This window comes from Nonomuraea sp. NPDC050536 (genome assembly GCF_044457685.1).
Lineage (GTDB): Bacteria > Actinomycetota > Actinomycetes > Streptosporangiales > Streptosporangiaceae > Nonomuraea.
On the sequence record NZ_JBITHD010000011.1, the window covers coordinates 94,862 to 114,031 of the forward strand.

Genomic DNA, 19,170 nt, shown 5'->3' on the forward strand with positions numbered 1-19,170 from the left:
GCCTCCTGTGTGGATCTCCTACGGTACGGCGGGCCACCGACATCAGGCCCGCCGCAGTTCGAGCTCGAGCCAGCCCGCCAGGTCGGCGATCTCCGCATCGACCGAGGCGGCCACGGCCTGGGTGAACGGCACGTCTTCGTGGACGGCGTTGACCGTGAACACGCCGGCCTTGCGGTCGGCGGTGGCGTCGAGCTTGCCCACCAGCCGGTCACCGTGGAGGATCGGCAGCGCGAAGTAGCCCCACCGCCGCTTGTCCGCGGGCTTGTACATCTCCAGCTGGTAGTCGAACCCGAAGAGCTCCAGCGCGCGGGTGCGGTCGTGGACGAGCCGGTCGAACGGCGACAGCAGCGCCGCCCGGCCGTCGAACCCCCCGTCCAGCATCGACGGATCGACCCGCCACTCGCCCTTGACACCCTCGACGACCGCGGGCTCTCCCGCCTCGCCGACGTCGGCGGGCTCGACGGGGAACGCCGTGCAGCGGGCACGGGCGATCCCCAGAGCGCGCAGCCGCCGCCGGTCACGCTCCTTCACGGCCTCCTCGACCGGCACCACCGGATCGTCCGGATAGACCCGCTCGGCCAGATCCCACAGCCGGTCGCGCCCCTTGCGCCCGGCCACGGCGACCTCGCCGCGCTGCACCAGGAACTCCAGCATCTGGGTGACGTTCTTGTTGTTCGTCCAGCCGGTGGAACTCCACGGCTTGTCGAAGGTGTTGGGCAGCTCCCGTGAGGGCAGCGCTCCCCGATGGCGCAGGAGGTCGAGGATCTCCCTGCGGGAACGATCGTTGGCCTGGACCCAGTCCTGGCGATGCCGCTGCCAGTCCGTCAGCTCGCCACTGGCCCGCCGGGCGGCCATGGCGGCGCGATAGAGCGCGAGATCCTCGGCAGGTCGCAGCAGGGCCCGCAGCTCGATCAACCGCCGATCCTCCAGCGCCGCCCGCAGATCGCCCGGCGCGTAGGACGACCCCAGCCGGCTCCAGGCCACCAGATCGGCACTGGGCGCGACCGCGCTGATCGGATCGAGCTGCAGCAGGGTCAGCTGGCGCACCACCGACAGCAGGTCGGTCGGCCGTCCGCGCTGCAGAAGCTGAGCGCGCACGGCCACCCGCCGCGCGTCCTGAGGGCTGAGCTGATGCACCTTGGCCATGGCCCCAGAGCCTAGAACCCGCCACCGACAAACACGCGGAGCCCGCTTGGCCGGCCCCCCTCAGGCCGGCCAAGCGGGCCGCTGTTCGGCCGGCAGGCGCGGTCATGCGGCCGTGCTCATAAGTGGAGGAGTTCCGTCACGGTGACGGGGCGCAGGTGGCGGCGGTGCAGGCCGTCGAGGATGCGGGGCAGGGCCGCCAGGGTCTGGGGGTGGCCCAGGTGCAGGCTGACGATGCTGCCGGGCCGTACGGCGCGCAGCACGTTGCCCGCGATCGCCCGCTCCCCCGGATCCAGGAAGTCGCTGGAGTCCACGTCGTAGGACAGGCACGTGCGGTAGCCGGCCGCCCGGGCCAGCTCCCGGATGAGCGGGGTGGCGTGGCGGGCGGCCGACTGCCGGAACCAGGCGCCGCTCGAGCCGGTCAGCTCGTGCAGCCGAGCGGCACAGTCCTCGATCTCCGCACGCGCCCGGTCCTTGGACATGCCCGAGATGTCCAGGTGGTGCATGGTGTGGTTGCCCAGGTCGTGGCCGGCGCCGGTGACGCGGTCGGCGATCGACCTGTTGAGCCAGGTCCCGACCGCCATGACGGTGACGTGGGCATGGTGCCGCTCGACGGTGCTGAGGACCCGTTCGGCCAGGCCGTACGGGCCCGCGCCGTGGAAGGTGAGCGCGACCATGGGACGGTCACGGAGGCCGTGCACCACCTCGCCCGGCAGCCGTGCGGGCGTCGAGACCGGCGCCGGTGCAGGAGTCGTCGCAGGAGTCGTCGCGACAGCGGGAGTCACGGGCGGGCGCGCGGGTGAGGCGCAGGCGGCCAGCGGCAGCAGGCCGACGGACGCGAGCAGGTGACGGCGGTCGATCACCGGAAGACCCCCGTGTGGCCGAGCGAGTAGCGGCCGGGCTGGGGGAACACGCACAGCCCGTGCGGCCCGCTGCCGACCCTGATCGTGTGCAGCACCTTGCCCGTCACGGTGGAGAAGACGTACACGACGCCGTTGTAGCGCCCGGCGAGCCACAGCTGCTTGCCGTCGGCCGACACGCCGCCCATGTCGGGCGAGCCGCCGCCGGGGATGCTCCAGCGCTGGACCACCTTCTGCTTGGCGAAGGAGACGACGGAGACGGATCCCTCGCCGCGGTTGGAGACGTACAGCTGCCGGGAGTCGCGGCTGACGTACAGGCCGTGCGCGCCCTGGCCGGTGTGCAGGAAACCGGTCCGGTTCATGGTGCGGGCGTTGATGATCCACACGCCGTCGGACTCCATGTCGGCCACGTAGAACAGGCGGCCGTCGGGTGAGAGCTTGACGTCCTGCGGCATGCCCATCCCGCCGAGCGTCTTGAGCACCCTGTGGTGCCGCCAGTCGACGGCCACGAGCTGGCCGGAGAACTCGCAGCTGAGCAGGAAGGTGGAGCCGTCGGCGGTGAAGTCGCCGTGGTTGACGCCCCTGCAGGGCAGGTTGATCGAGCGGATCAGCCGCATCGTGTGCGGGTTGCGGAAGTCGAGCCGGTTGTTCCGCTCGGCCATCACCAGGGCGTAGGAGCCGTCGGGGGTGAAGTAGAGGTTGTACGGGTCGTCGACGCGTACCGGCTTGCCGGGGCGGCCTGTCACGGGGTTGATGGGGGTGAGCTGGTTGCCGTCGTTGTCGTTGACCCAGAGCGTCTTCAGGTCCCAGGAGGGGACGACGTGCTGCGGCCGCAGGCCCACGCGGTAGTGGTGGACGACCTTGTAGGTGCGCGGGTCGATCACGTCGAGCGTGTTGGACTCGCTGTTGGGCACGTACACCCGCGGCTTCAGGTCTGCGACCTTCGGGCTCAGCATCCCCGGCGCGTCATGGGAGTAGACGTCCGTCTTCTTGTGGTGGGCGACCGTCTGCGCACGCGACGGCGGCGGGGTGGGCACAGGGGAGGGCACCGGCGCCGGAACGCCTGCTCTGGAGGGTGCCGCGCCGCAGGATGTCACCAGCAGCGCGCTCACGACCACCAACCGTCTCATGAGGCAAACCCTAGAAAGCATCCAGCCAGCGTCGGCTAAGCGACGGGTTAACACCGCGCTGACCTCCGACTTTTTGCCGTATCCGGACCAAACACGCGTCCGTCGGCGAGTCGGAGGCTGCGGCCGTCGTTGTAGTAAGGCGGCGTGAGAAAATGGCTGGCCTTGGTGGCGCTCGCGTACGTCGCCGTGCAGTTGCTCGTGATGCCCCGCATGGGCCTGGGCTGGGACGAGGCCGTCTACGTCAGCCAGGTCAACCCACGCGTGCCCGCCGCGGATTTCACCGCGCCGCGCGCCCGCGGGATTCCTCTGCTGGTGGCGCCGATGGTGGCGCTCACGTCCTCGGTGACCGCGCTGCGGATCTATCTGAGCCTTGCCTCCGGCCTGGCCCTGTTCCTGTCGTTCGGCACGTGGCTGCGGCTGAGGCTGGGCGCCGTGGTCCCGCTGGCAGCGCTGCTGTTCGCCTCGCTGTGGCTGGCGGTCTTCTACGGCAACGAGGCCATGCCGAACATGTGGGTGGCCTTCGGCGCGGTGGCCGCCGCGGGCTGCTACCTGCAGATCGCCAGGGGCGAAGGTGGCCGCCGGGCGCTCGCCGGGCTGGCCGTGAGCGTCGGCCTGGTCGCGCTGGTGCGGCCTTCCGACAGCCTGTGGCTGGCGCTCCCGCTGCTGGCCGCCCTCGTCCTGGTACGGCGGGGCCGCCGCGGCCTAACCTTCGCCATTCTCGGCGGGCTCGTGGCAGGGTGGGCGGAGTGGATCGCCGAGGCCTGGATCCGCTTCGGCGGCCTGGCTGCGCGCTGGGACGCCGCCGCGGTCGACAACCGCACGGGCCTGACGTCCTCCCTGATCAAGCACGCCAGGGCGCTCGACGGGCCGCTGCTGTGCCGCCCGCCCGCCCATTGCGGGTCGGTCCTGATGCCCTGGCTGCTGTGGTGGGTCTCCATCCCGCTGCTGGTGGGCCTGGGGCTGTACGCCGCGCGGGACCGCCTGCCCGAGGTGGGGCTCGCGACCGCCACGGGTGTGTCGCTGGCTCTGCCGTACCTCTTCTTCGTCGACTACGCGGCGCCGCGCTTCCTGCTGCCCTGCTACGCCCTGCTGGCGATCCCGATCGCCCAGGGCGCCGCCTGGGTGCTGACGTGGCGGCCGCGCGTGGTCGGCGTGGGGCTGGTCGCGCTCGGGCTGGCCGCGCACTTCGCGCTGCAGGGGCTGGCGCTGTGGGTGTCCAATCCGATGCGGCTCGCGGCCCGGCGGGCCGACCAGGTCATCGCCGGCCGCCTCGCCACGATGGGCATCACGCGGCCGTGCTTCCTGTACGGCGACGACGCCGTGCAGGTCGCCTACTACGTCGGCTGCCGGTCGTTCGGCGTGCGCGTCTGGCCCACCACCCCTGCCCTGCCCAAACCTCTCGCCAGAACCGCTGGCGAGCACATCGCCGTGATCGCCCGCGGCGATGCCGTCCCGGCGCCCTTCCTCCGGACCTGGGACAAAAACCCCCTCACCCGGGGATGGATCGCCTACATTCCGCATTAGGGAGATGACATGGGTACCCTGACAAATCGATCAAATCCCGTCTATCAGCTGCGTTACGCGCTGCGTAACCCCGGGAAGGTGCCGCCGTACATGCGGCGCATGGCGCGCGACCTGTGGCTGCGCGCCACCACCAAGGGGCACGTCGGCTACTACCGCGCCGTCATGAAGTCCGACGCGGCCCGCGGCCCCGAGGGCGCCGTCGGCAGCCACACGCACAAGCGCTGGCTGGAGATGGGCAAGCTGCAGTTCGACTACCTGCTGCGCCACGGGCTCAAGCCGGACCACCGGCTGCTGGAGATCGGCTGCGGCAACCTGCGCGCCGGCTGGCGCTTCATCGACTACCTCGACTCGGGCAACTACTACGGCATCGACATCTCGCCCGACATCCTGCTGGCCGCCAACAAGACGGTGGTACGGCACAGCCTGCAGGACAAGGAGCCTGGCCTGAGGCTTGTCGACAACCTGACCTTCGACTTCATGCCCGAGCGGAGCTTCGACGTGGTGCACGCGCACAGCGTCTTCTCCCACACCCCCATCTCGGTCATCGACGAGTGCCTGTCCCACGTGGGCCGGATCATGCGGCCGGACGGCCACTTCGACTTCACCTTCGACCGGACCGTCGGCACCGAGCACCACGTGCTGCGCGAGGACTTCTACTACCGCACCGAGACCCTCGTCGAGCTGGCGGCCAGGCACGGCTTCACGGCGACCTTCATGAAGGACTGGGAGAAGGGACCGCACAAACAGTCCAAGCTCCGGCTCACTCCCCGGCTACCGTGAGGGCATGCGCCTGCTGTCCGTGCTGGCGGCCGCGGTGATCGCGCTCTGCGCGTGCACCGCTCCCGCTCCGCCCGCCACCCCCACCACTCAGGCGCCCGCCCCTGTCCAGTCGCCCCCGCGAGCCACGCCCTCGCGGAGCGGCTTCATCGCCCTGGGCGACTTCGGTACGGCAAGCAGCGCCCAGCGGGCGGTCGCCGAGGCCATGGGAGGCTGGGCCGATGCAGGGCACCGCGTCGACGCGCTGGTCAGCACCGGGGACAACGTCTATCCCGACGGCGATCCCCACCGCTTCGACGAGGCCATCGACCAGCCGTACGCCCGGTGGCGGGGCTCGATCTGGGCCACGCTCGGCAACCACGACGAGCAGAACGGCAACGGACCCGACCAGCTGACGCACCTCGCCCTGCCCGAGCTGCCCTACGCCAGGCGGCTGGCAGGCGCGCAGGTGCTCTTCCTGGACGCCAACCGCCCCGACCTGGCCCAGGCCCGCTGGCTCGACGAGCAACTGTCGGCGCCCGGGCCCCGCTTCCGTATCGTCGTCTTCCACCAGCCCGCCTGGTCCTGCTCGGAGCACGGCTCGACGCCCGCGGTGGACCGGCTCTGGGTACCGGTGATCGAGCGCCACCGGGTCGCGCTGGTCCTGAACGGCCACGACCACAACTACCAGCGCTTCGTCTCCCCCGGCGGCGTCACCTACGTGGTCACCGGAGGCGGCGGCGCCGCCCTGTACGCCCTGCGCGCCTGCCACGGCACGCCGGGCCGGGTGGCGGCAGCCGTACGGCATCACTTCACGGCGGTCGAGATCACCAAGAACACCCTCACGCTCACCGCCGTCGACCAGCATGGCAAGCCCTTCGACCGCGCCGTCATCCAGGCCAGGTAGGCCGCGCGACGCCAGTCATTTGTTTGAAACGGGCGTTTGCGGCGCTGGTACGATCCCCTCATGGGGGTCCCCGAGGATTTGCTGGCCGCGGCCAAGCAGTGCCTGGCCGAGCGTGGTTACGCACGCACGACGGTACGTGACATCGTCGCCGTCTCCGGCAGCAACCTGGCCGCGATCAACTATCACTTCCGTTCCAAGGACGCCCTGCTCACGCAGGCGATGATCGAGTCGACCGGGGAAGCCGTCGGGGAGATCCTCAAGGCTCTCCCCGACGAGTCCCGAAAGTGGTTCGAGGCGTTCTGGACCGAGCTGATCGACTCGTTCCAGAACAAGCCGATGCTGTGGCTGGCCAACCTCGACACGTTGGCGCAGGCGGCGCATTCTCCCGAGTTGCGCACCCAGCTGGCCGAGGGACAGGCCCACGCCCGGGGCGAACTGGGCAAGCGACTCCCGCAACAGGACGAGGCGGGCGCTCAGGTGTTGCTGACCCTGCTCATCGGCATGGTGGTGCGGTGGACCGTTGATCCGGACAACGCGCCGACCGCCCAGGACCTTGTTCTCGGCATCCGGTCCGTCGCCGAGGCGGCCACCGCCTGAGCGTCGCGTCACCGCATCGCGTGCTGGCCGCTTCGCTGTTCAGGCCGGCCTGCTCGCTGGACGGACCGCAGCAGGATCGGCGCCAGCACCGCCATCAGGCACAGACCCGCGGCTGCCGCGATCATGGCGTAGTGCTGGCCCTGGGTGAAGGCTTCACGGGCGGCGGCGGCCAGGGCGGTCCGTGCCGGTTCCGGCAGGTGCCGCGCCGCTTCCAGAGCGGCGCCGAGGGTGTCGAGCGCCGGTGCGGGGGCCTGCTTTTCGAGCAGGTGCCCGCGGTAGACGGCTGTGCCGATGCTGCCCAGCAGGGAGATGCCGAGCGCGCCGCCGAACTCGGTGGCCACCTGCGACAGCCCGGCCACCGAACCCGCCCGCTCCGGCGGAGCGGTGGCGATGATCAGGTCGGAGGAGACGGTCAGGACAAGGGTGACACCACCGGCCATCAGCATGATCCCGACGATCAGCAGGCCTGCCTGGCCGGTCACGTCCAGCCTGGACAGCAGCGCGAATCCGCCGGCGCCGACGAGCAGTCCTGCGCAGACCACCAGGCCGGGACGGACCTTCCGGACCAGGACGGGGGCCAGCGCCGCGGTGAGCATGGCCATGCCCGCCGAGGGCAGCGCGTACAGGCCGGCGATGAGCGGCCGGGCGCCCATGACCATCTGCAGGTACTGGGTGGTGAAGAGGCTGGAACCGACCATGGCGAAGACGCCCAGGGTGTTGGCGCCGATGGCGGCGGTGAACGCGCGGCTGCCGAACAGGCGCACGTCCAGCATCGGATCGGGAATCGCGCGCTGGCGGCGCACGAAGGCGATCCCCAGCGCCAGACCGGCCGCGATGGCCAGCACGGGCAGCAGGCTGAAGCCGTCCTGGGCGACATGCTGCACGCCGTAGATCGTGGGCAGGATCGCCGCCAGCGACAGCGCCACGCTGAGCAGGTCGAACCGGCCCGGGCGCGGGTTACGCGACTCGGGCAGCAGCAGTGGTGCCAGGATCAGCAGCAGCGCCATAACCGGCAGGTTGACCAGGAACACCGAACCCCACCAGAAGTGCTCCAGCAGCGCGCCGCCCATCAGCGGCCCCAGCATGGCGCCGCCGGCGAATGCGCCGGTCCAGATGGAGATGGCGACCCGGCGCTGGCCTTCGTCGTGGAACATGTTGCGGATCAGCGACAGCGTCGAGGGCATCAGCGTGGCGCCGCCCACGCCGAGCACGGCCCGGGTGGCGATGAGCATGTCCCCGCTGCCGGAGAAGGCGGCGACGGCGGAGGCGGCACCGAACGCGGCCGCCCCGGCCATCAGCAACCGTCGCCGTCCGACCCGGTCTCCCAGCGTGCCCATCGGCAGCAGCAGCCCGGCCAGCATGAACGGGTAGATGTCGATGATCCACAGCAGCTGGGAACTGCTCGGTGCCAGGCTGGCGCTGATGAACGGCAGCGCGTATGACAGCACGTGCAGGTCCACGGAGATCAGCAGCACCGGCAGGACCAGCACGGCCAGCCCGATCCACTGCTTGCGTCCGGCCTTCATGAACGGTCCTTCCTTCTGAGAGGGGCACCCGCGTGGTGCAGGTGGCGCAGGGCCTCGCCGTGCGAGGCGACGAAGCCGACTTCGTGGTACGGCAGGCGCAACTGCCGGCAGTAGTCCCGCACGATGGGCTGCGCCTGGCGCAGGTTGGGCGTGGGCATGTTGGGGAACAGATGGTGTTCGATCTGGTAGTTGAGCCCGCCCATGGCGATGTCGATGAACCGGCCGCCGCGCACGTTGCGAGTGGTGAGCACCTGCTTGCGCAGGAAGTCGAGCGTGGCTTCCCCGGTCAGCGTCGGCATGCCCTTGTGGCCCGGGGCGAAGACGCAGCCCATGTAGACGCCGAACAGCCCCTGGTGGATGGCGAAGAAGGCGAGCGCCTTGCCCGGTGACAGGGTCCAGGCCAGCACGCCCAGGTAGAGGGCGAAGTGGGCGAACAGCAGCGCGCCCTCCAGGCCGCGATGCTTCAACCAGGGTTGCCGCAGTGCGCGCACGCCGCTGACGTGCAGGTTGAGCCCTTCCAGCAGGAGCAGCGGGTAGAACAGGAACGCCTGCCGGCCACCGATGAGCCGGGCCAGCCCGCTGCTCTCGCGCGCCTGCTCCTGTGACCACACCAGCACGTCGGGCACGACGTCCGGATCGAGGTCCTCGTGGTTGGGGTTGGCGTGGTGGCGGGTGTGCTTGTTCATCCACCAGCCGTAGCCGAGGCCGATCGCGAGGTTGCCGCCGAGCCGTCCGAGGAGCTCACTCGGCCCGCGGCCAAGGAAGATCTGCCGGTGTGCCAGATCGTGCAGGACGAGGGCGACCTGGGCGAAGACGATCGCGAAGTAGACGGCCAGCAGGAGCTGGAGCCAGGAGTCGCCCAGCCGGAGGAACACCGCCACGCCTGCGAGGTAGAGACCTGCGACCACACCGAGTCGCACCAGGTAGTAGCGCGGGCGCCGGTCGAGCAGGCCGGCCTCCTTGATGCGTCTGGACAGACCGCTGAAGTCGCTCGCAGCCGTGGGCGTCGCGGTTGCTTGTGTCATGCCGCCGACCATACACACGTTTGAAACGTTTGTACAAAACATATGTTTGTGACGGATGTTTGGATAGGGTGGCGGCATGGGAGAGCGAGACAAGCTGATCGACGGCGCCAAACGCTGCCTGCAGGAACGCGGCTACGCGCACACCACGACGCGCGACATCGCCAGGGCCTCGGGGGCCAACCTGGCCTCGATCGGCTACCACTTCGGGTCCAAGGACGCGCTGCTGTTCGAGGCCATGCTCGAGGCGACCACCGACTGGGCCGACAGGTTGCGCCAAGCGCTGTCCGATGACGCACCGCACAAGGGCTTCGAAACCCTGTGGCAGCGGGCGATCGAGCTGCTCGACCTGCACCGCCCCGTCTTCGTGGCCAACATCGAGGTCTTCGCCCAGGCCGAACGGCTGCCGCAGCTGCGGCAGGCGCTGTCCGACGCACAGGAAACGGCCCGCCTGGAGCTGGCCGGCTGGCTGGGCGACGCGAGGCTGCCCCAGGCGACGCAGCGGGCGGTCGGCGCCTTCTACCTGACCCTGCTGACCGGACTGATCATGCAGCGCCTCATCGACCCGGAACGCGCACCCACCGCAGAAACGCTCGCGCAGGCGCTTGCCTGCCACGTGAGTTCGCGCGACCTCGGATGACAGCGATGCCTACGCTCACCTTGAAACAAGCCCTGCTGATCGTGGATGCCGTGAACGGGCTGTACTTCGCCGGCCGCCAGGCCAAGGCTCATCTCCTGGCTCCGGAGGTGGCCACGGTCATCGCGATGGGCGCACCCGAGGTGTGGGTGAGCGACGGGCGGGCACTGCTGCGCATGATCGAAACGTGGACGATCGACCAGCGCCTGAGCGTCATCGACGCCGCCGAGCTGTTCTGGTCACTTCCAGCGGGGGGCTATCAGGAGGGGCTGCGGATGGCAGGGCTGCTGCCCACCAAACCAGCACCAGCGCAGCCGCTGTAGCCCCGGGCCACCGTCCTGCCGTCGGTGGCCCTGGCGCGCGGCGGGATCGTGCTGGTCAGAAGCCCTGGGCGAGCCGGTAGTAGGCCTGGTTCCAGCGGATCTCCTTGACGAACTGCCGGGCGGTCGTCGCGGCGTCGATGACCAGGAGCTCCACGCCGAGCATGTCGGCCAGGTCGGAAAGCTCCTCGACGCCGACCGCGGTGGACAGCACGGTGTGGTGCGGGGCGCCGGCGGTGAGCCACGCCTCGGCGGAGGTGCGCAGGTCGGGCCGGGGACGCCAGACCGCGCGGGCCACCGGAAGGCGGGGCAGCGGCTCGGGCGGGACGACGACGTCGATCTCGTTGGCCACCAGGCGGAACCTGTCGCCCATGTCGGCCAGCCCCACCACGACGCCGGGACCCGGCTGGGCGTCGAACACCAGCCGCACCGGGTCCTCCCTGTCGCCGATGCCCAGCGGGTGGATCTCGCACGACGGCGTGCCCGAGGCGATCGTCGGGCACACCTCCAGCATGTGCGCGCCGAGGATGAGCTCCTCCCCCGGCGTCAGGTGGTAGGTGTAGTCCTCCATGAAGGACGTACCGCCGGGCGTCATGGCCTTCATGGTGCGCAGCAGCACGCTGGTCTTCCAGTCGCCCTCGCCGCCGAAGCCGTACCCCTCGGCCATGAGCCGCTGCACGGCCAGCCCCGGCAGCTGCCGCAGCCCGCCGAGATCCTCGAAGTTCGTGGTGAACGCCTTGAAGCCGCCAGCCTCCAGAAACGAGCGCAGGCCCAGCTCGATCCTGGCCGCGTACCGCAGCGACTCGTGCCGTTCCCCCAGCAGCTCAGGAGCGACCTTATACAGATCCTGATATTTCAAGACAAGCTGGGTGATGTCTGGATCAGCAACCGCCTCCACCGCGTCGACCAGGTCGTTGACCCCATAGGTGTTGACCGAGACGCCGAAGCGGAGCTGCGCCTCGACCTTGTCCCCCTCGGTGACGGCCACGTCGCGCATGTTGTCGCCGAACCTGGCCACCTTCAGCCCGCGTAGCTCACGCGATCCCTCCGCGGCCCGCGCCCAGGCGGAGATCCTGGCCGCGACGGCAGGATCGCTGACATGTCCGGCCACGGTCTTGCGGGCCACGCCGAGCCTGGTCTGGATGTGGCCGAACTCCCTGTCGCCGTGCGCGGCCTGGTTGAGGTTCATGAAGTCCATGTCGATGGAGCTCCACGGCAGCGCCACATTGGCCTGGGTGTGCAGGTGCAGCAGCGGCTTGCGCAGCGCGTCGAGCCCGGCGATCCACATCTTGGCCGGGGAGAAGGTGTGCATCCAGGCGATCACGCCGGAACACTGGTCGTCGGCGTTGGCCTCGAGCATCACCCGCCTGATGGCCGCGGCGTCGGTGAGCACCGGCTGCCACTTCACGGGCACCGGCAGCTCGGCGGCGATCCACTGGGACTGCTCGGCCACCTGCCGCAGCGTGGCCTCGCCGTACAGTCCCTGGCTGCCGGTCAGAAACCAGATGGTCCCGTGCTCATCGGTGCCCTCGCTGCGCTCGGTCACGGCGTGCTCCTCTGTCCATAGACGTTCTGGTAGCGGTCGTAGAGGCGGTCGATGTCGCCGGCCGCGAGCGGCACGGGCTCGCCAAGCTGGCGGGCCACGTGCACGGTGCGGGCCACGTCCTCGCACATCACGGCCGCCTTGACGGCGGCCTTCGGGTCCTTGCCGATCGTGAAGACACCGTGATTCCTCATCAGTACGGCGGGCGAACGGTGACCCCGCAGCGTCGACACGATGCCCTGCCCGATGGAGTCGTCGCCGATCAGCGCGAACGGCCCGACCGGGATCTCGCCCCCGAACTCGTCGGCCATCGCGGTCAGCACGCACGGGATCGCCTCACCCCGCGAGGCCCACGCGGAGGCGTAGGTGGAGTGCGTGTGCACCACCCCGCCCACCTCCGGCAGGTGCCGGTAGACGTAGGCGTGCGCGGCGGTGTCGCTGGAGGGCGCGTGGTCCCCTTCGACGAGGTTGCCGTCCAGGTCGCAGACGACCATCCTGTCCGGGGTGAGCTCCTGGTAGGAGACCCCGGAGGGCTTGATGACGAACAGGTCCTCGCCCGGGATCCGGCCGGAGACGTTGCCCGCGGTCCAGGCGACCAGATTGTTGCGCACGAGCTCGGCGTGCAGGTCGCAGACGGTCTTTCTCATGCCCGCGCCCCGTTCCTGATCGCGCGCAGCGTGTGCGCCATCCGTCCGTCCGCGAAGATCTCGTGCAGCGTGCGGTACTCGGTGTAGAGCCGGTCGTAGGCGTCGGCCCGATCCTGGTCCGGCACGTAGGCCGCCTCGGTGCGGCTGCCCATCGCCGCGGCCGCCACCTGGATGTCGGGGTAGGCGCCGGCGGCGACGGCCGCGTGGGTGGCCGAGCCGAGCGCGGGCCCCTGGTCGGAGCCGATCACCGACAGCGGGCGGCGCAGCACGTCGGCGTAGACCTGCAGCAGGAACCGGTTCTTCAGCAGCCCGCCCGCCACGACGAACTCGATCACGGGCACGCCGGCCTTCTCGAAGGTCTCCACGATCGTCCTGGCGCCGAACGCGGTGGACTCGATGAGCGCCCGGTAGACGTCCTCGGGCGCGGTGGCCAGCGTCTGGCCGACGATCACGCCGGACAGGTCGTGATCCACCAGCACCGACCGGTTGCCGCCGAACCAGTCCAGGGCGACCAGGCCGTGCTCCCCGACCGCCTGCCGTTCCGCCAGCGCCGTGAGGTGCTCGTGCACGCTGATGCCCTGCCCGGCGGCCTGCTCGGCGTACGAGGCGGGCACGAAGTGGTCGGCGAACCAGGCGAAGATGTCGCCCACGGCCGACTGACCCGCCTCGTATCCCCACAGGCCGGGGACGATGCCGTCCTGGACGACTCCGCACATGCCCGGCACCTCGGCCAGGCGGTCGGACGGCATCACGTGGCAGGTGGACGTCCCCATGATCGCCACCATCTGCCCGGGCCGGACCGCGTCGGCGGCGGCCGCGGTGACGTGCGCGTCGACGTTGCCCACCGAGACCGCGATCCCTTCCGGCAACCCCGTCCAGCCGGCCGCCTGCGCGGTCAGCCGCCCGGCCAGGCCGCCGAGGGGCGCCAGGTCCTGAGCGGCGAGCTTGCCGACGAGGGACGGGAAGTCCGGGTGGAGCTCGGCCAGGAAGGACTCCGAGGGGTAGGCGCCGTCCTGGAAGATCCCCTTGTATCCGGCGGTGCAGGCGTTGCGGGTCTCCACGCCGGTCAGCTGCCACACGATCCAGTCGGCGGCCTCGATCCAGCGCTCGGCCCTGCCGTACACGCCGGGGTCCTCCTCAAGCACCTGCAGGGCCTTGGCGAACTCCCACTCGGAGGAGATCTTGCCGCCGTAGCGGCGCAGCCAGGGCTCGCCCCGGGCGTCCGCCAGCGCGTTGATGCGGTCGGCGTGCGGCTGGGCGGCGTGGTGCTTCCACAGCTTCGGCCAGGCGTGCGGCAGCGACGGCGTCTCGAAGCACAGCGGCGTGCCGTCCGCGGTGGCCGGCAGCACCGTGCAGGCGGTGAAGTCGGTCCCGATGCCGATCACCTGCTCGGCCGCGACACCCGCCGCCGCCAGGGCCCGGGGCACGGCCAGGCGCAGCACGTCGATCCAGTCCTGCGGCGACTGCAACGCCCAGTCGGGCCCCAGCCGCACCTCGGTGCCGGGCAGCACAGTGCCGGGCAGCACGGTGTCGATGACGCCGTGCGCGTACTCGTGGACCGCGCTGCCCAGTTCGGCGCCGTCGTGGACGGAGACCACCACGGCGCGGCCGGACAGCGTGCCGAAGTCGACGCCGATCACGTAGCTGTTAGCGTTCACATCACACTCCAGGTGCTTGCGCGCTCGACCAGGCGCGGGCGCACGACGAGCCGTTCGTAGGTGTCGGGTCCGGCGGCGTCGATCTGCCTGAGCAGCACCTCGATGCTGTGGCGGCCGACGATGTCGAAGTCCTGCCTGACGGTGGTCAGCGGCGGCGAGAAGAACTCCGACTCCGGGATGTCGTCGAAGCCGACGACGCTGATCTGCTCGGGCACCTTCACTCCCGCCTCGGTGAAGGCGCGCAGCGCGCCGAGCGCCATCTGGTCGTTGGCCAGGAAGACGGCCGTGACGTCGTCCATCGCCGCCAGGCGCCTGCCGGCCTCGTAGCCGGCGCGCGGGCTCCAGTCGCCGGGCAGCGGCTCGGGCACCGGGCGGCCGGCCTCCATCAGCATGCCGCGCCAGCCCTCGTGGCGGCCCTCGGCCTCCAGCCAGTCGGAGGGGCCGCTGACGTGCCAGACCGTCTCGTGGCCCAGGTCGAGCAGGTGGCGGGTGGCCAGGCGGGCGCCTTCCACCTGGTCGATGCAGACGACGGAGACGTCGGCGCTGTGCGAGCCCTCCACCGCGACGGCCGGCAGGCCGGGGGGCAGGTTCTCCAGCGCGCGGGCGGCCGAGCGCTGGGGCGCGACCACCACGACGCCGTCGACGCCCTGCTCGGCCAGGTAGCCGATGGCATCGCGGACGCTGGCGGCGTCGATCGACTTCAGGCTGACGATGCTGACGAAGTAGCCGGCCGTCCTGGCGGCCTGCTCGATGCCGTACATCGTGCTGGCCGGGCCGTACAGCGTGGTGTCGAAGCTGACCACGCCGAGCGTCCTGGAGCGGCTGGTGACCAGCGCCCGGGCGACCAGGTTGCGCCGGTAGCCGAGCCGGTCGATGGCGTCGAGCACCCTGGCGCGCGTCTCGCCGCGCACGTTGGGGTGGTCGTTGAGCACCCGGGAGACGGTCTGGTGCGAGACTCCGGCGGCCCGTGCCACGTCGGACATCACCGGCGGGCGGTGCCTGTCGGCCGCTGCCGTCATCGTGCGGCCCCGGCGCGGCGCTTGGTCCACACGTCGAAGGCCACTGCCGCCAGCAGGACGGCGCCCTTGACGAGCATCACCCGCTCGCTCGGCGAGCCGATCAGGGACATGCCGTTGTTGATCACGGCCATGATCAGGCCGCCGGTGATCGCGCCCACGACCTTGCCGACGCCGCCCTGCACCGCCGCGCCGCCGATGAAGGCGGCGGCGATGGCGTCCAGCTCGAAGTTGGCGCCCGCCGTCGGGCCCGCCTGGTTGAGCCGGCCGGCGAAGATGACGCCGGCGACGGCCGCGAGCACGCCCATGTTGACGAAGATCCAGAAGACGATCTGCTTGACCTTGATCCCGGACAGCACCGCGGCCTGCAGGTTGCCGCCGATGGCGTAGATCCGCCGGCCGAACACGGTGCGGTTGGCCATCACCGAGTAACCGAGCACCAGGACGGCCAGCAGCACCAGCACCCACGGCAGGTTCTTGAAGCGGGCCAGCTGCACGATCAGGAACAGGATCAGCGCAGCGGCGGCGACCATCTTGAGCACGAACATCGCGACGGAGTCGACGTCCTGGCCGTAGCCGCGGCGGGCACTGCGGGTGCGCCACTGCGCGGCCACCATGCCGGCGATCGCGATCAGCCCGATGAGCAGGCTGAACAGGTCGGCCCCGCCCAGCGGGCCGAGCCCGACGTTGCCCAGGTAGCCGTCGGTGAAGCCGTTGGCCAGCGTGCGGACCGGATCGGGGAAGGGCCCGATGCCCTGGTTGCCCAGCACGGTCAGGGTGAGCGCGCGGAACAGCAGCATCCCGGCCAGCGTCACGATGAAGGCGGGGATGCCGAAGTAGGCGATCCAGTATCCCTGCCAGGCGCCGATCAGCCCACCCGCGACGATCGTGATCACCAAGGCGAGCGGCCACGGCAGCCCCATGTTCACCATGAGGACCGCGGCCAGTGAACCGGTCACCGCCACCACCGAGCCCACCGACAGGTCGATGTGCCCGGCGATGATGATCAAGATCATGCCGATGGCCAGGATGAGCACGTAGGAGTTCTGGACGATGATGTTGGAGATGTTCTGCGGCTGGAGCAGCGCGCCGTCGGTCAGCACCGAGAACAGCACGACGATCAGCGCGAAGGCGATGTAGATGCCGCTGGATCGCAGGTTGATCCTCATCCGGGCGGGCTTGCTCTCGGTCTCCTGCCGGATCTCGGTGAGGGTCATCGCGTCGTTCCTTTGGTCATGAGATGCATGAGCCCTTCCTGGGTGGCCTGGCTCCGCGGCACCTCGCCGGTGATGCGGCCCTCGCAGAGGGCGTAGATGCGGTCGCACAGGCCGAGCAGTTCGGGCAGTTCCGAAGAGATGACCAGCACCGCGCGGCCCTCGTCGGCCAGGCGGTTGATGATCGTGTAGATCTCATACTTGGCGCCGACGTCGATGCCCCTGGTGGGCTCGTCCAGGATCAGGACGTCGGGCTCGGTGAGGATCCACTTCGACAGCACGACCTTCTGCTGGTTGCCGCCGCTGAGCTTGCCGACCACGGACGACACCGTGGGCGCCTTGATGTTCAGGCTCTGCCGGAAGCCCTCGGCGACGCGGTACTCCTGGCCCTCGTCGACCCACGCGCCGCTGAGCGCGGCAGCGGAGATGTTGTGCTTGACGTCGTCGATGAGGTTGAGCCCGTAGCGCTTGCGGTCCTCGGTGGCGTAGGCGATGCCGTGCCTGATCGCGTCCTGGACGGTGCGGACCTCGATCGGCCGGCCGTCCTTGAAGATCTTGCCGGTGATGTGCGTGCCGTACGTGCGGCCGAAGACGCTCATCGCCAGCTCGGTACGGCCGGCGCCCATCAACCCGGCCAGGCCGACGATCTCCCCGCGCCGCAGCGACAGGCCGGCCCCGTCGACCACCTTCCTGCCGGGCTGCGACGGGCTGTGCACGGTCCAGTCCTCGATCCGCAGCACCTCCTCGCCGATCTTCGGCTCGTGCGCCGGGAAGCGGTTGTCCAGGGTCCGCCCGACCATCCCGGCGATGATCCGGTTCTCGCTGATGCCCTCGGCGGGCAGGGTCTCGATCGTCCGCCCGTCGCGGATGATCGTGACCGAGTCGGCGATCGCGATGACCTCGTTGAGCTTGTGCGAGATGATCACGCAGGTGATGCCCTCGTCCCGCAGCCCGCGCAGCAGGTCGAGCAGGTGTTCCGAGTCGTCGTCGTTGAGCGCGGCCGTGGGCTCGTCCAGGATGAGCAGCTTGACGTCCTTGGACAGCGCCTTGGCGATCTCGACCAGTTGCTGCTGGCCGACGCCCAGGTCGGAGACCGTGGTCACCGGGTTGGCCCGCAGGCCGACGCGCTTCATCAGCTCGCCGGCCGCGTGGTTGGTGCGGTTCCAGTCGATGAATCCGCGGGCGGCCCGCTCGTTGCCGAGGAAGATGTTCTCGGCGATCGACAGCTGCGGGCTCAGCGCGAGTTCCTGGTGGATGATCACGATGCCGGCGCGCTCACTGTCGCGGATGCCGCGGAACTCGCAGCGCCGGCCGTCGAAGTGGATCTCGCCCTCGTAGTCGCCGTGCGGGTAGACGCCCGACAGCACCTTCATGAGGGTCGACTTGCCCGCGCCGTTCTCGCCGCAGATCGCATGGATCTCGCCCTCGCGGACCGTCAGGTTGACGTCCAGCAGCGCCTTCACGCCGGGGAAGGTCTTGGTGATCCCGCTCATCCGGAGGATCACTTGATCTGGTCCTCGGTGTAGTACTTGCCGCCGATGATCACCTGCTCGTAGTTGCTCTTGTCCACGATCACCGGCTCGAGCAGGTAGGACGGGACGACCTTGGTGCCGTTGTCGTAGTCCTTGGTGTTGTTGACCTCGGGCTTCTGCCCCTTGAGCACCGCGTCGGCCATCTTGACGGTGGTCTCGGCGAGCTGGCGGGTGTCCTTGAAGATCGTGGAGTACTGCTCGCCCGCCACGATCGACTTCACCGACGCGAGCTCGGCGTCCTGGCCGGTCACGACGGGGTACGGCTGGCCGCTGGTCCCGTAGCCGTTGCTCTTGAGCGCCGACAGGATGCCGATGGACAGCCCGTCGTACGGCGACAGCACGCCGTCGACCTTGGCGCCACCGCTGTAGCTCTTGGTGAGGATGTCCTCCATGCGCTTCTGCGCGGTGGCGGGGTCCCAGCGCAGGATGGCGGCGGTCTTGAAGTCGGTCTGGCCGCTCTTGACCTTGATCGTGCCGTCATCGATCTTCGGCTTGAGCACCGACATCGCGCCGTTCCAGAAGAAGGTGGCGTTGTTGTCGTCGGGCGAGCCGCCGAACAGCTCGACGTTGTACGGGCCCTTCTTGGCCTCCAGGCCCTTCACCAGGGAGGTGGCCTGCTGCACACCGACCTTGAAGTTGTCGAAGGTGGCGTAGTAGTCGACGTTGGGGCTGTTGCGGATCAGGCGGTCGTAGGCGATGACCGGGATCTTGTTGTCGGCCGCCTGCTGCAGCTGCGAGGTGATCGCGGTGCCGTCGATGGAGGCGATGATCAGGAGCTTGGCGCCCTTGGTGATCTGGTTCTCGATCTGGTTGGCCTGGGTGGGGATGTCGTTCTCGGCGTACTGGAGATCGACCTTGTAGCCCAGCTTCTCCAGGCCCGCCTTGACGTTGTCGCCGTCGTGGATCCACCTCTCGGAGGACTTGGTGGGCATGGTGACACCGATCACGGCGCCGGCGGCGCCGGTGCCGGAGGACGACTGCACGTCCACTGTCTTCTGGCTGGATCCGCAGGCCGACATGGCGGCGGCAACCGCGATGGCGGACGCGATGCCGCCGATTCGTCCCAACCTCATCGTGGGCTCCTCGCGAAGGGGGTATTGAAGGATCAAGCAGGCGAATGTTCTGCTCGTGTGGAGGA

Annotated in this window: 18 protein-coding genes; 6 read left to right on the forward strand and 12 right to left on the reverse strand. The window is 69.9% G+C overall.

Features of this window, described 5'->3' with window-relative positions; genetic code table 11:
• Window positions 1–42: 42 nt before the first annotated feature.
• From ACIBHX_RS28580 to ACIBHX_RS28590, 3 genes are all read right to left on the reverse strand, one after another.
• Complete coding sequence (locus ACIBHX_RS28580) at window positions 43–1,146, reverse strand: DNA glycosylase AlkZ-like family protein (RefSeq protein ID WP_397070366.1); 1,104 nt, start codon at window positions 1,144–1,146, stop codon at window positions 43–45.
• Window positions 1,147–1,262: 116 nt separating this feature from the next.
• A complete protein-coding gene (locus ACIBHX_RS28585; protein WP_397070367.1) occupies window positions 1,263–2,006 on the reverse strand; it encodes a polysaccharide deacetylase family protein in 744 nt (247 codons plus the stop codon).
• Window positions 2,003–3,133, reverse strand: coding sequence for a YncE family protein (locus ACIBHX_RS28590; RefSeq protein WP_397070368.1), 1,131 nt, complete (start codon window positions 3,131–3,133; stop codon window positions 2,003–2,005). The genes ACIBHX_RS28585 and ACIBHX_RS28590 overlap by 4 nt, the downstream gene beginning before the upstream one ends.
• 144 nt (window positions 3,134–3,277) lie before the next feature.
• Between ACIBHX_RS28590 and ACIBHX_RS28595 the strand changes: the two genes are divergently transcribed.
• The 4 genes from ACIBHX_RS28595 to ACIBHX_RS28610 are packed head-to-tail and all read left to right on the forward strand — an operon-like array spanning window position 3,278 to window position 6,917.
• Entirely contained in the window at window positions 3,278–4,657 is a 1,380-nt protein-coding gene (locus tag ACIBHX_RS28595; protein WP_397070369.1) for a hypothetical protein, read from the forward strand.
• Between the two features lie 9 nt (window positions 4,658–4,666).
• Window positions 4,667–5,437 (forward strand): class I SAM-dependent methyltransferase, encoded by a 771-nt coding sequence (locus ACIBHX_RS28600; RefSeq protein ID WP_397070370.1) that lies wholly within the window; start codon window positions 4,667–4,669, stop codon window positions 5,435–5,437.
• A gap of 4 nt (window positions 5,438–5,441) precedes the next feature.
• Entirely contained in the window at window positions 5,442–6,320 is an 879-nt protein-coding gene (locus tag ACIBHX_RS28605) for a metallophosphoesterase family protein (protein ID WP_397070371.1), read from the forward strand.
• Window positions 6,321–6,380: 60 nt separating this feature from the next.
• Entirely contained in the window at window positions 6,381–6,917 is a 537-nt protein-coding gene (locus tag ACIBHX_RS28610; protein ID WP_397070372.1) for a TetR/AcrR family transcriptional regulator, read from the forward strand.
• Window positions 6,918–6,925: 8 nt separating this feature from the next.
• Here ACIBHX_RS28610 and ACIBHX_RS28615 read toward each other — a convergent pair whose 3' ends face one another.
• Both ACIBHX_RS28615 and ACIBHX_RS28620 read right to left on the reverse strand, forming a co-directional pair.
• Window positions 6,926–8,443 carry an MFS transporter gene (locus ACIBHX_RS28615; RefSeq protein ID WP_397070373.1) on the reverse strand — a complete coding sequence of 506 codons (1,518 nt, stop codon included), beginning with the start codon at window positions 8,441–8,443 and terminating at the stop codon, window positions 6,926–6,928.
• Complete coding sequence (locus ACIBHX_RS28620) at window positions 8,440–9,468, reverse strand: fatty acid desaturase family protein (protein ID WP_397070374.1); 1,029 nt, start codon at window positions 9,466–9,468, stop codon at window positions 8,440–8,442. The genes ACIBHX_RS28615 and ACIBHX_RS28620 overlap by 4 nt, the downstream gene beginning before the upstream one ends.
• Before the next feature lie 76 nt (window positions 9,469–9,544).
• Here ACIBHX_RS28620 and ACIBHX_RS28625 point away from each other — a divergent pair, with 76 nt between their 5' ends.
• Window positions 9,545–10,105: a TetR/AcrR family transcriptional regulator gene (locus ACIBHX_RS28625; RefSeq protein ID WP_397070375.1), complete on the forward strand. Its 561-nt coding sequence runs from the start codon at window positions 9,545–9,547 to the stop codon at window positions 10,103–10,105.
• 5 nt (window positions 10,106–10,110) lie between these two features.
• Window positions 10,111–10,425 (forward strand): hypothetical protein, encoded by a 315-nt coding sequence (locus tag ACIBHX_RS28630; RefSeq protein ID WP_397070376.1) that lies wholly within the window; start codon window positions 10,111–10,113, stop codon window positions 10,423–10,425.
• 55 nt (window positions 10,426–10,480) lie between these two features.
• On the opposite strand, the gene araA is transcribed toward ACIBHX_RS28630, so the two are convergent.
• The 7 genes from araA to chvE are packed head-to-tail and all read right to left on the reverse strand — an operon-like array spanning window position 10,481 to window position 19,105.
• Window positions 10,481–11,968, reverse strand: a complete 1,488-nt coding sequence (gene araA / locus ACIBHX_RS28635; protein ID WP_397070377.1) for an L-arabinose isomerase — start codon at window positions 11,966–11,968, stop codon at window positions 10,481–10,483.
• Complete coding sequence (locus ACIBHX_RS28640; protein WP_397070378.1) at window positions 11,965–12,612, reverse strand: L-ribulose-5-phosphate 4-epimerase; 648 nt, start codon at window positions 12,610–12,612, stop codon at window positions 11,965–11,967. Before ACIBHX_RS28640 ends, araA begins: the two co-directional genes overlap by 4 nt.
• Window positions 12,609–14,252 carry a ribulokinase gene (gene araB, locus ACIBHX_RS28645; RefSeq protein WP_397070624.1) on the reverse strand — a complete coding sequence of 548 codons (1,644 nt, stop codon included), beginning with the start codon at window positions 14,250–14,252 and terminating at the stop codon, window positions 12,609–12,611. Before araB ends, ACIBHX_RS28640 begins: the two co-directional genes overlap by 4 nt.
• Before the next feature lie 14 nt (window positions 14,253–14,266).
• Window positions 14,267–15,289 (reverse strand): LacI family DNA-binding transcriptional regulator, encoded by a 1,023-nt coding sequence (locus ACIBHX_RS28650; RefSeq protein WP_397070379.1) that lies wholly within the window; start codon window positions 15,287–15,289, stop codon window positions 14,267–14,269.
• On the reverse strand, window positions 15,286–16,503 hold the full coding sequence (gene mmsB, locus ACIBHX_RS28655; protein ID WP_397070380.1) for a multiple monosaccharide ABC transporter permease: 1,218 nt from the start codon (window positions 16,501–16,503) through the stop codon (window positions 15,286–15,288). The genes ACIBHX_RS28650 and mmsB overlap by 4 nt, the downstream gene beginning before the upstream one ends.
• On the reverse strand, window positions 16,500–17,993 hold the full coding sequence (mmsA, locus tag ACIBHX_RS28660; protein ID WP_397070381.1) for a multiple monosaccharide ABC transporter ATP-binding protein: 1,494 nt from the start codon (window positions 17,991–17,993) through the stop codon (window positions 16,500–16,502). Before mmsA ends, mmsB begins: the two co-directional genes overlap by 4 nt.
• An 8-nt stretch (window positions 17,994–18,001) precedes the next feature.
• The gene (gene chvE, locus ACIBHX_RS28665; RefSeq protein ID WP_397070382.1) at window positions 18,002–19,105 is read right to left on the reverse strand and encodes a multiple monosaccharide ABC transporter substrate-binding protein; all 1,104 of its coding nucleotides are present in this window, start codon (window positions 19,103–19,105) and stop codon (window positions 18,002–18,004) included.
• Window positions 19,106–19,170 lie beyond the last annotated feature (65 nt).

What these genes read in the sequence shown, in the direction of transcription:
- mmsB (WP_397070380.1), bottom strand. Translation starts at nt 16,503, where the DNA reads ATGACCCTCACCGAGATCCGGCAGGAGACCGAGAGCAAGCCCGCCCGG.
- ACIBHX_RS28650 (WP_397070379.1), bottom strand. Translation starts at nt 15,289, where the DNA reads ATGACGGCAGCGGCCGACAGGCACCGCCCGCCGGTGATGTCCGACGTG.
- mmsA (WP_397070381.1), bottom strand. Translation starts at nt 17,993, where the DNA reads ATGAGCGGGATCACCAAGACCTTCCCCGGCGTGAAGGCGCTGCTGGAC.
- ACIBHX_RS28625 (WP_397070375.1), top strand. Translation starts at nt 9,545, where the DNA reads ATGGGAGAGCGAGACAAGCTGATCGACGGCGCCAAACGCTGCCTGCAG.
- ACIBHX_RS28620 (WP_397070374.1), bottom strand. Translation starts at nt 9,468, where the DNA reads ATGACACAAGCAACCGCGACGCCCACGGCTGCGAGCGACTTCAGCGGT.
- ACIBHX_RS28590 (WP_397070368.1), bottom strand. Translation starts at nt 3,133, where the DNA reads ATGAGACGGTTGGTGGTCGTGAGCGCGCTGCTGGTGACATCCTGCGGC.
- ACIBHX_RS28580 (WP_397070366.1), bottom strand. Translation starts at nt 1,146, where the DNA reads ATGGCCAAGGTGCATCAGCTCAGCCCTCAGGACGCGCGGCGGGTGGCC.
- ACIBHX_RS28600 (WP_397070370.1), top strand. Translation starts at nt 4,667, where the DNA reads ATGGGTACCCTGACAAATCGATCAAATCCCGTCTATCAGCTGCGTTAC.
- ACIBHX_RS28610 (WP_397070372.1), top strand. Translation starts at nt 6,381, where the DNA reads ATGGGGGTCCCCGAGGATTTGCTGGCCGCGGCCAAGCAGTGCCTGGCC.
- ACIBHX_RS28640 (WP_397070378.1), bottom strand. Translation starts at nt 12,612, where the DNA reads ATGAGAAAGACCGTCTGCGACCTGCACGCCGAGCTCGTGCGCAACAAT.
- ACIBHX_RS28630 (WP_397070376.1), top strand. Translation starts at nt 10,111, where the DNA reads ATGCCTACGCTCACCTTGAAACAAGCCCTGCTGATCGTGGATGCCGTG.
- ACIBHX_RS28605 (WP_397070371.1), top strand. Translation starts at nt 5,442, where the DNA reads ATGCGCCTGCTGTCCGTGCTGGCGGCCGCGGTGATCGCGCTCTGCGCG.
- ACIBHX_RS28615 (WP_397070373.1), bottom strand. Translation starts at nt 8,443, where the DNA reads ATGAAGGCCGGACGCAAGCAGTGGATCGGGCTGGCCGTGCTGGTCCTG.
- chvE (WP_397070382.1), bottom strand. Translation starts at nt 19,105, where the DNA reads ATGAGGTTGGGACGAATCGGCGGCATCGCGTCCGCCATCGCGGTTGCC.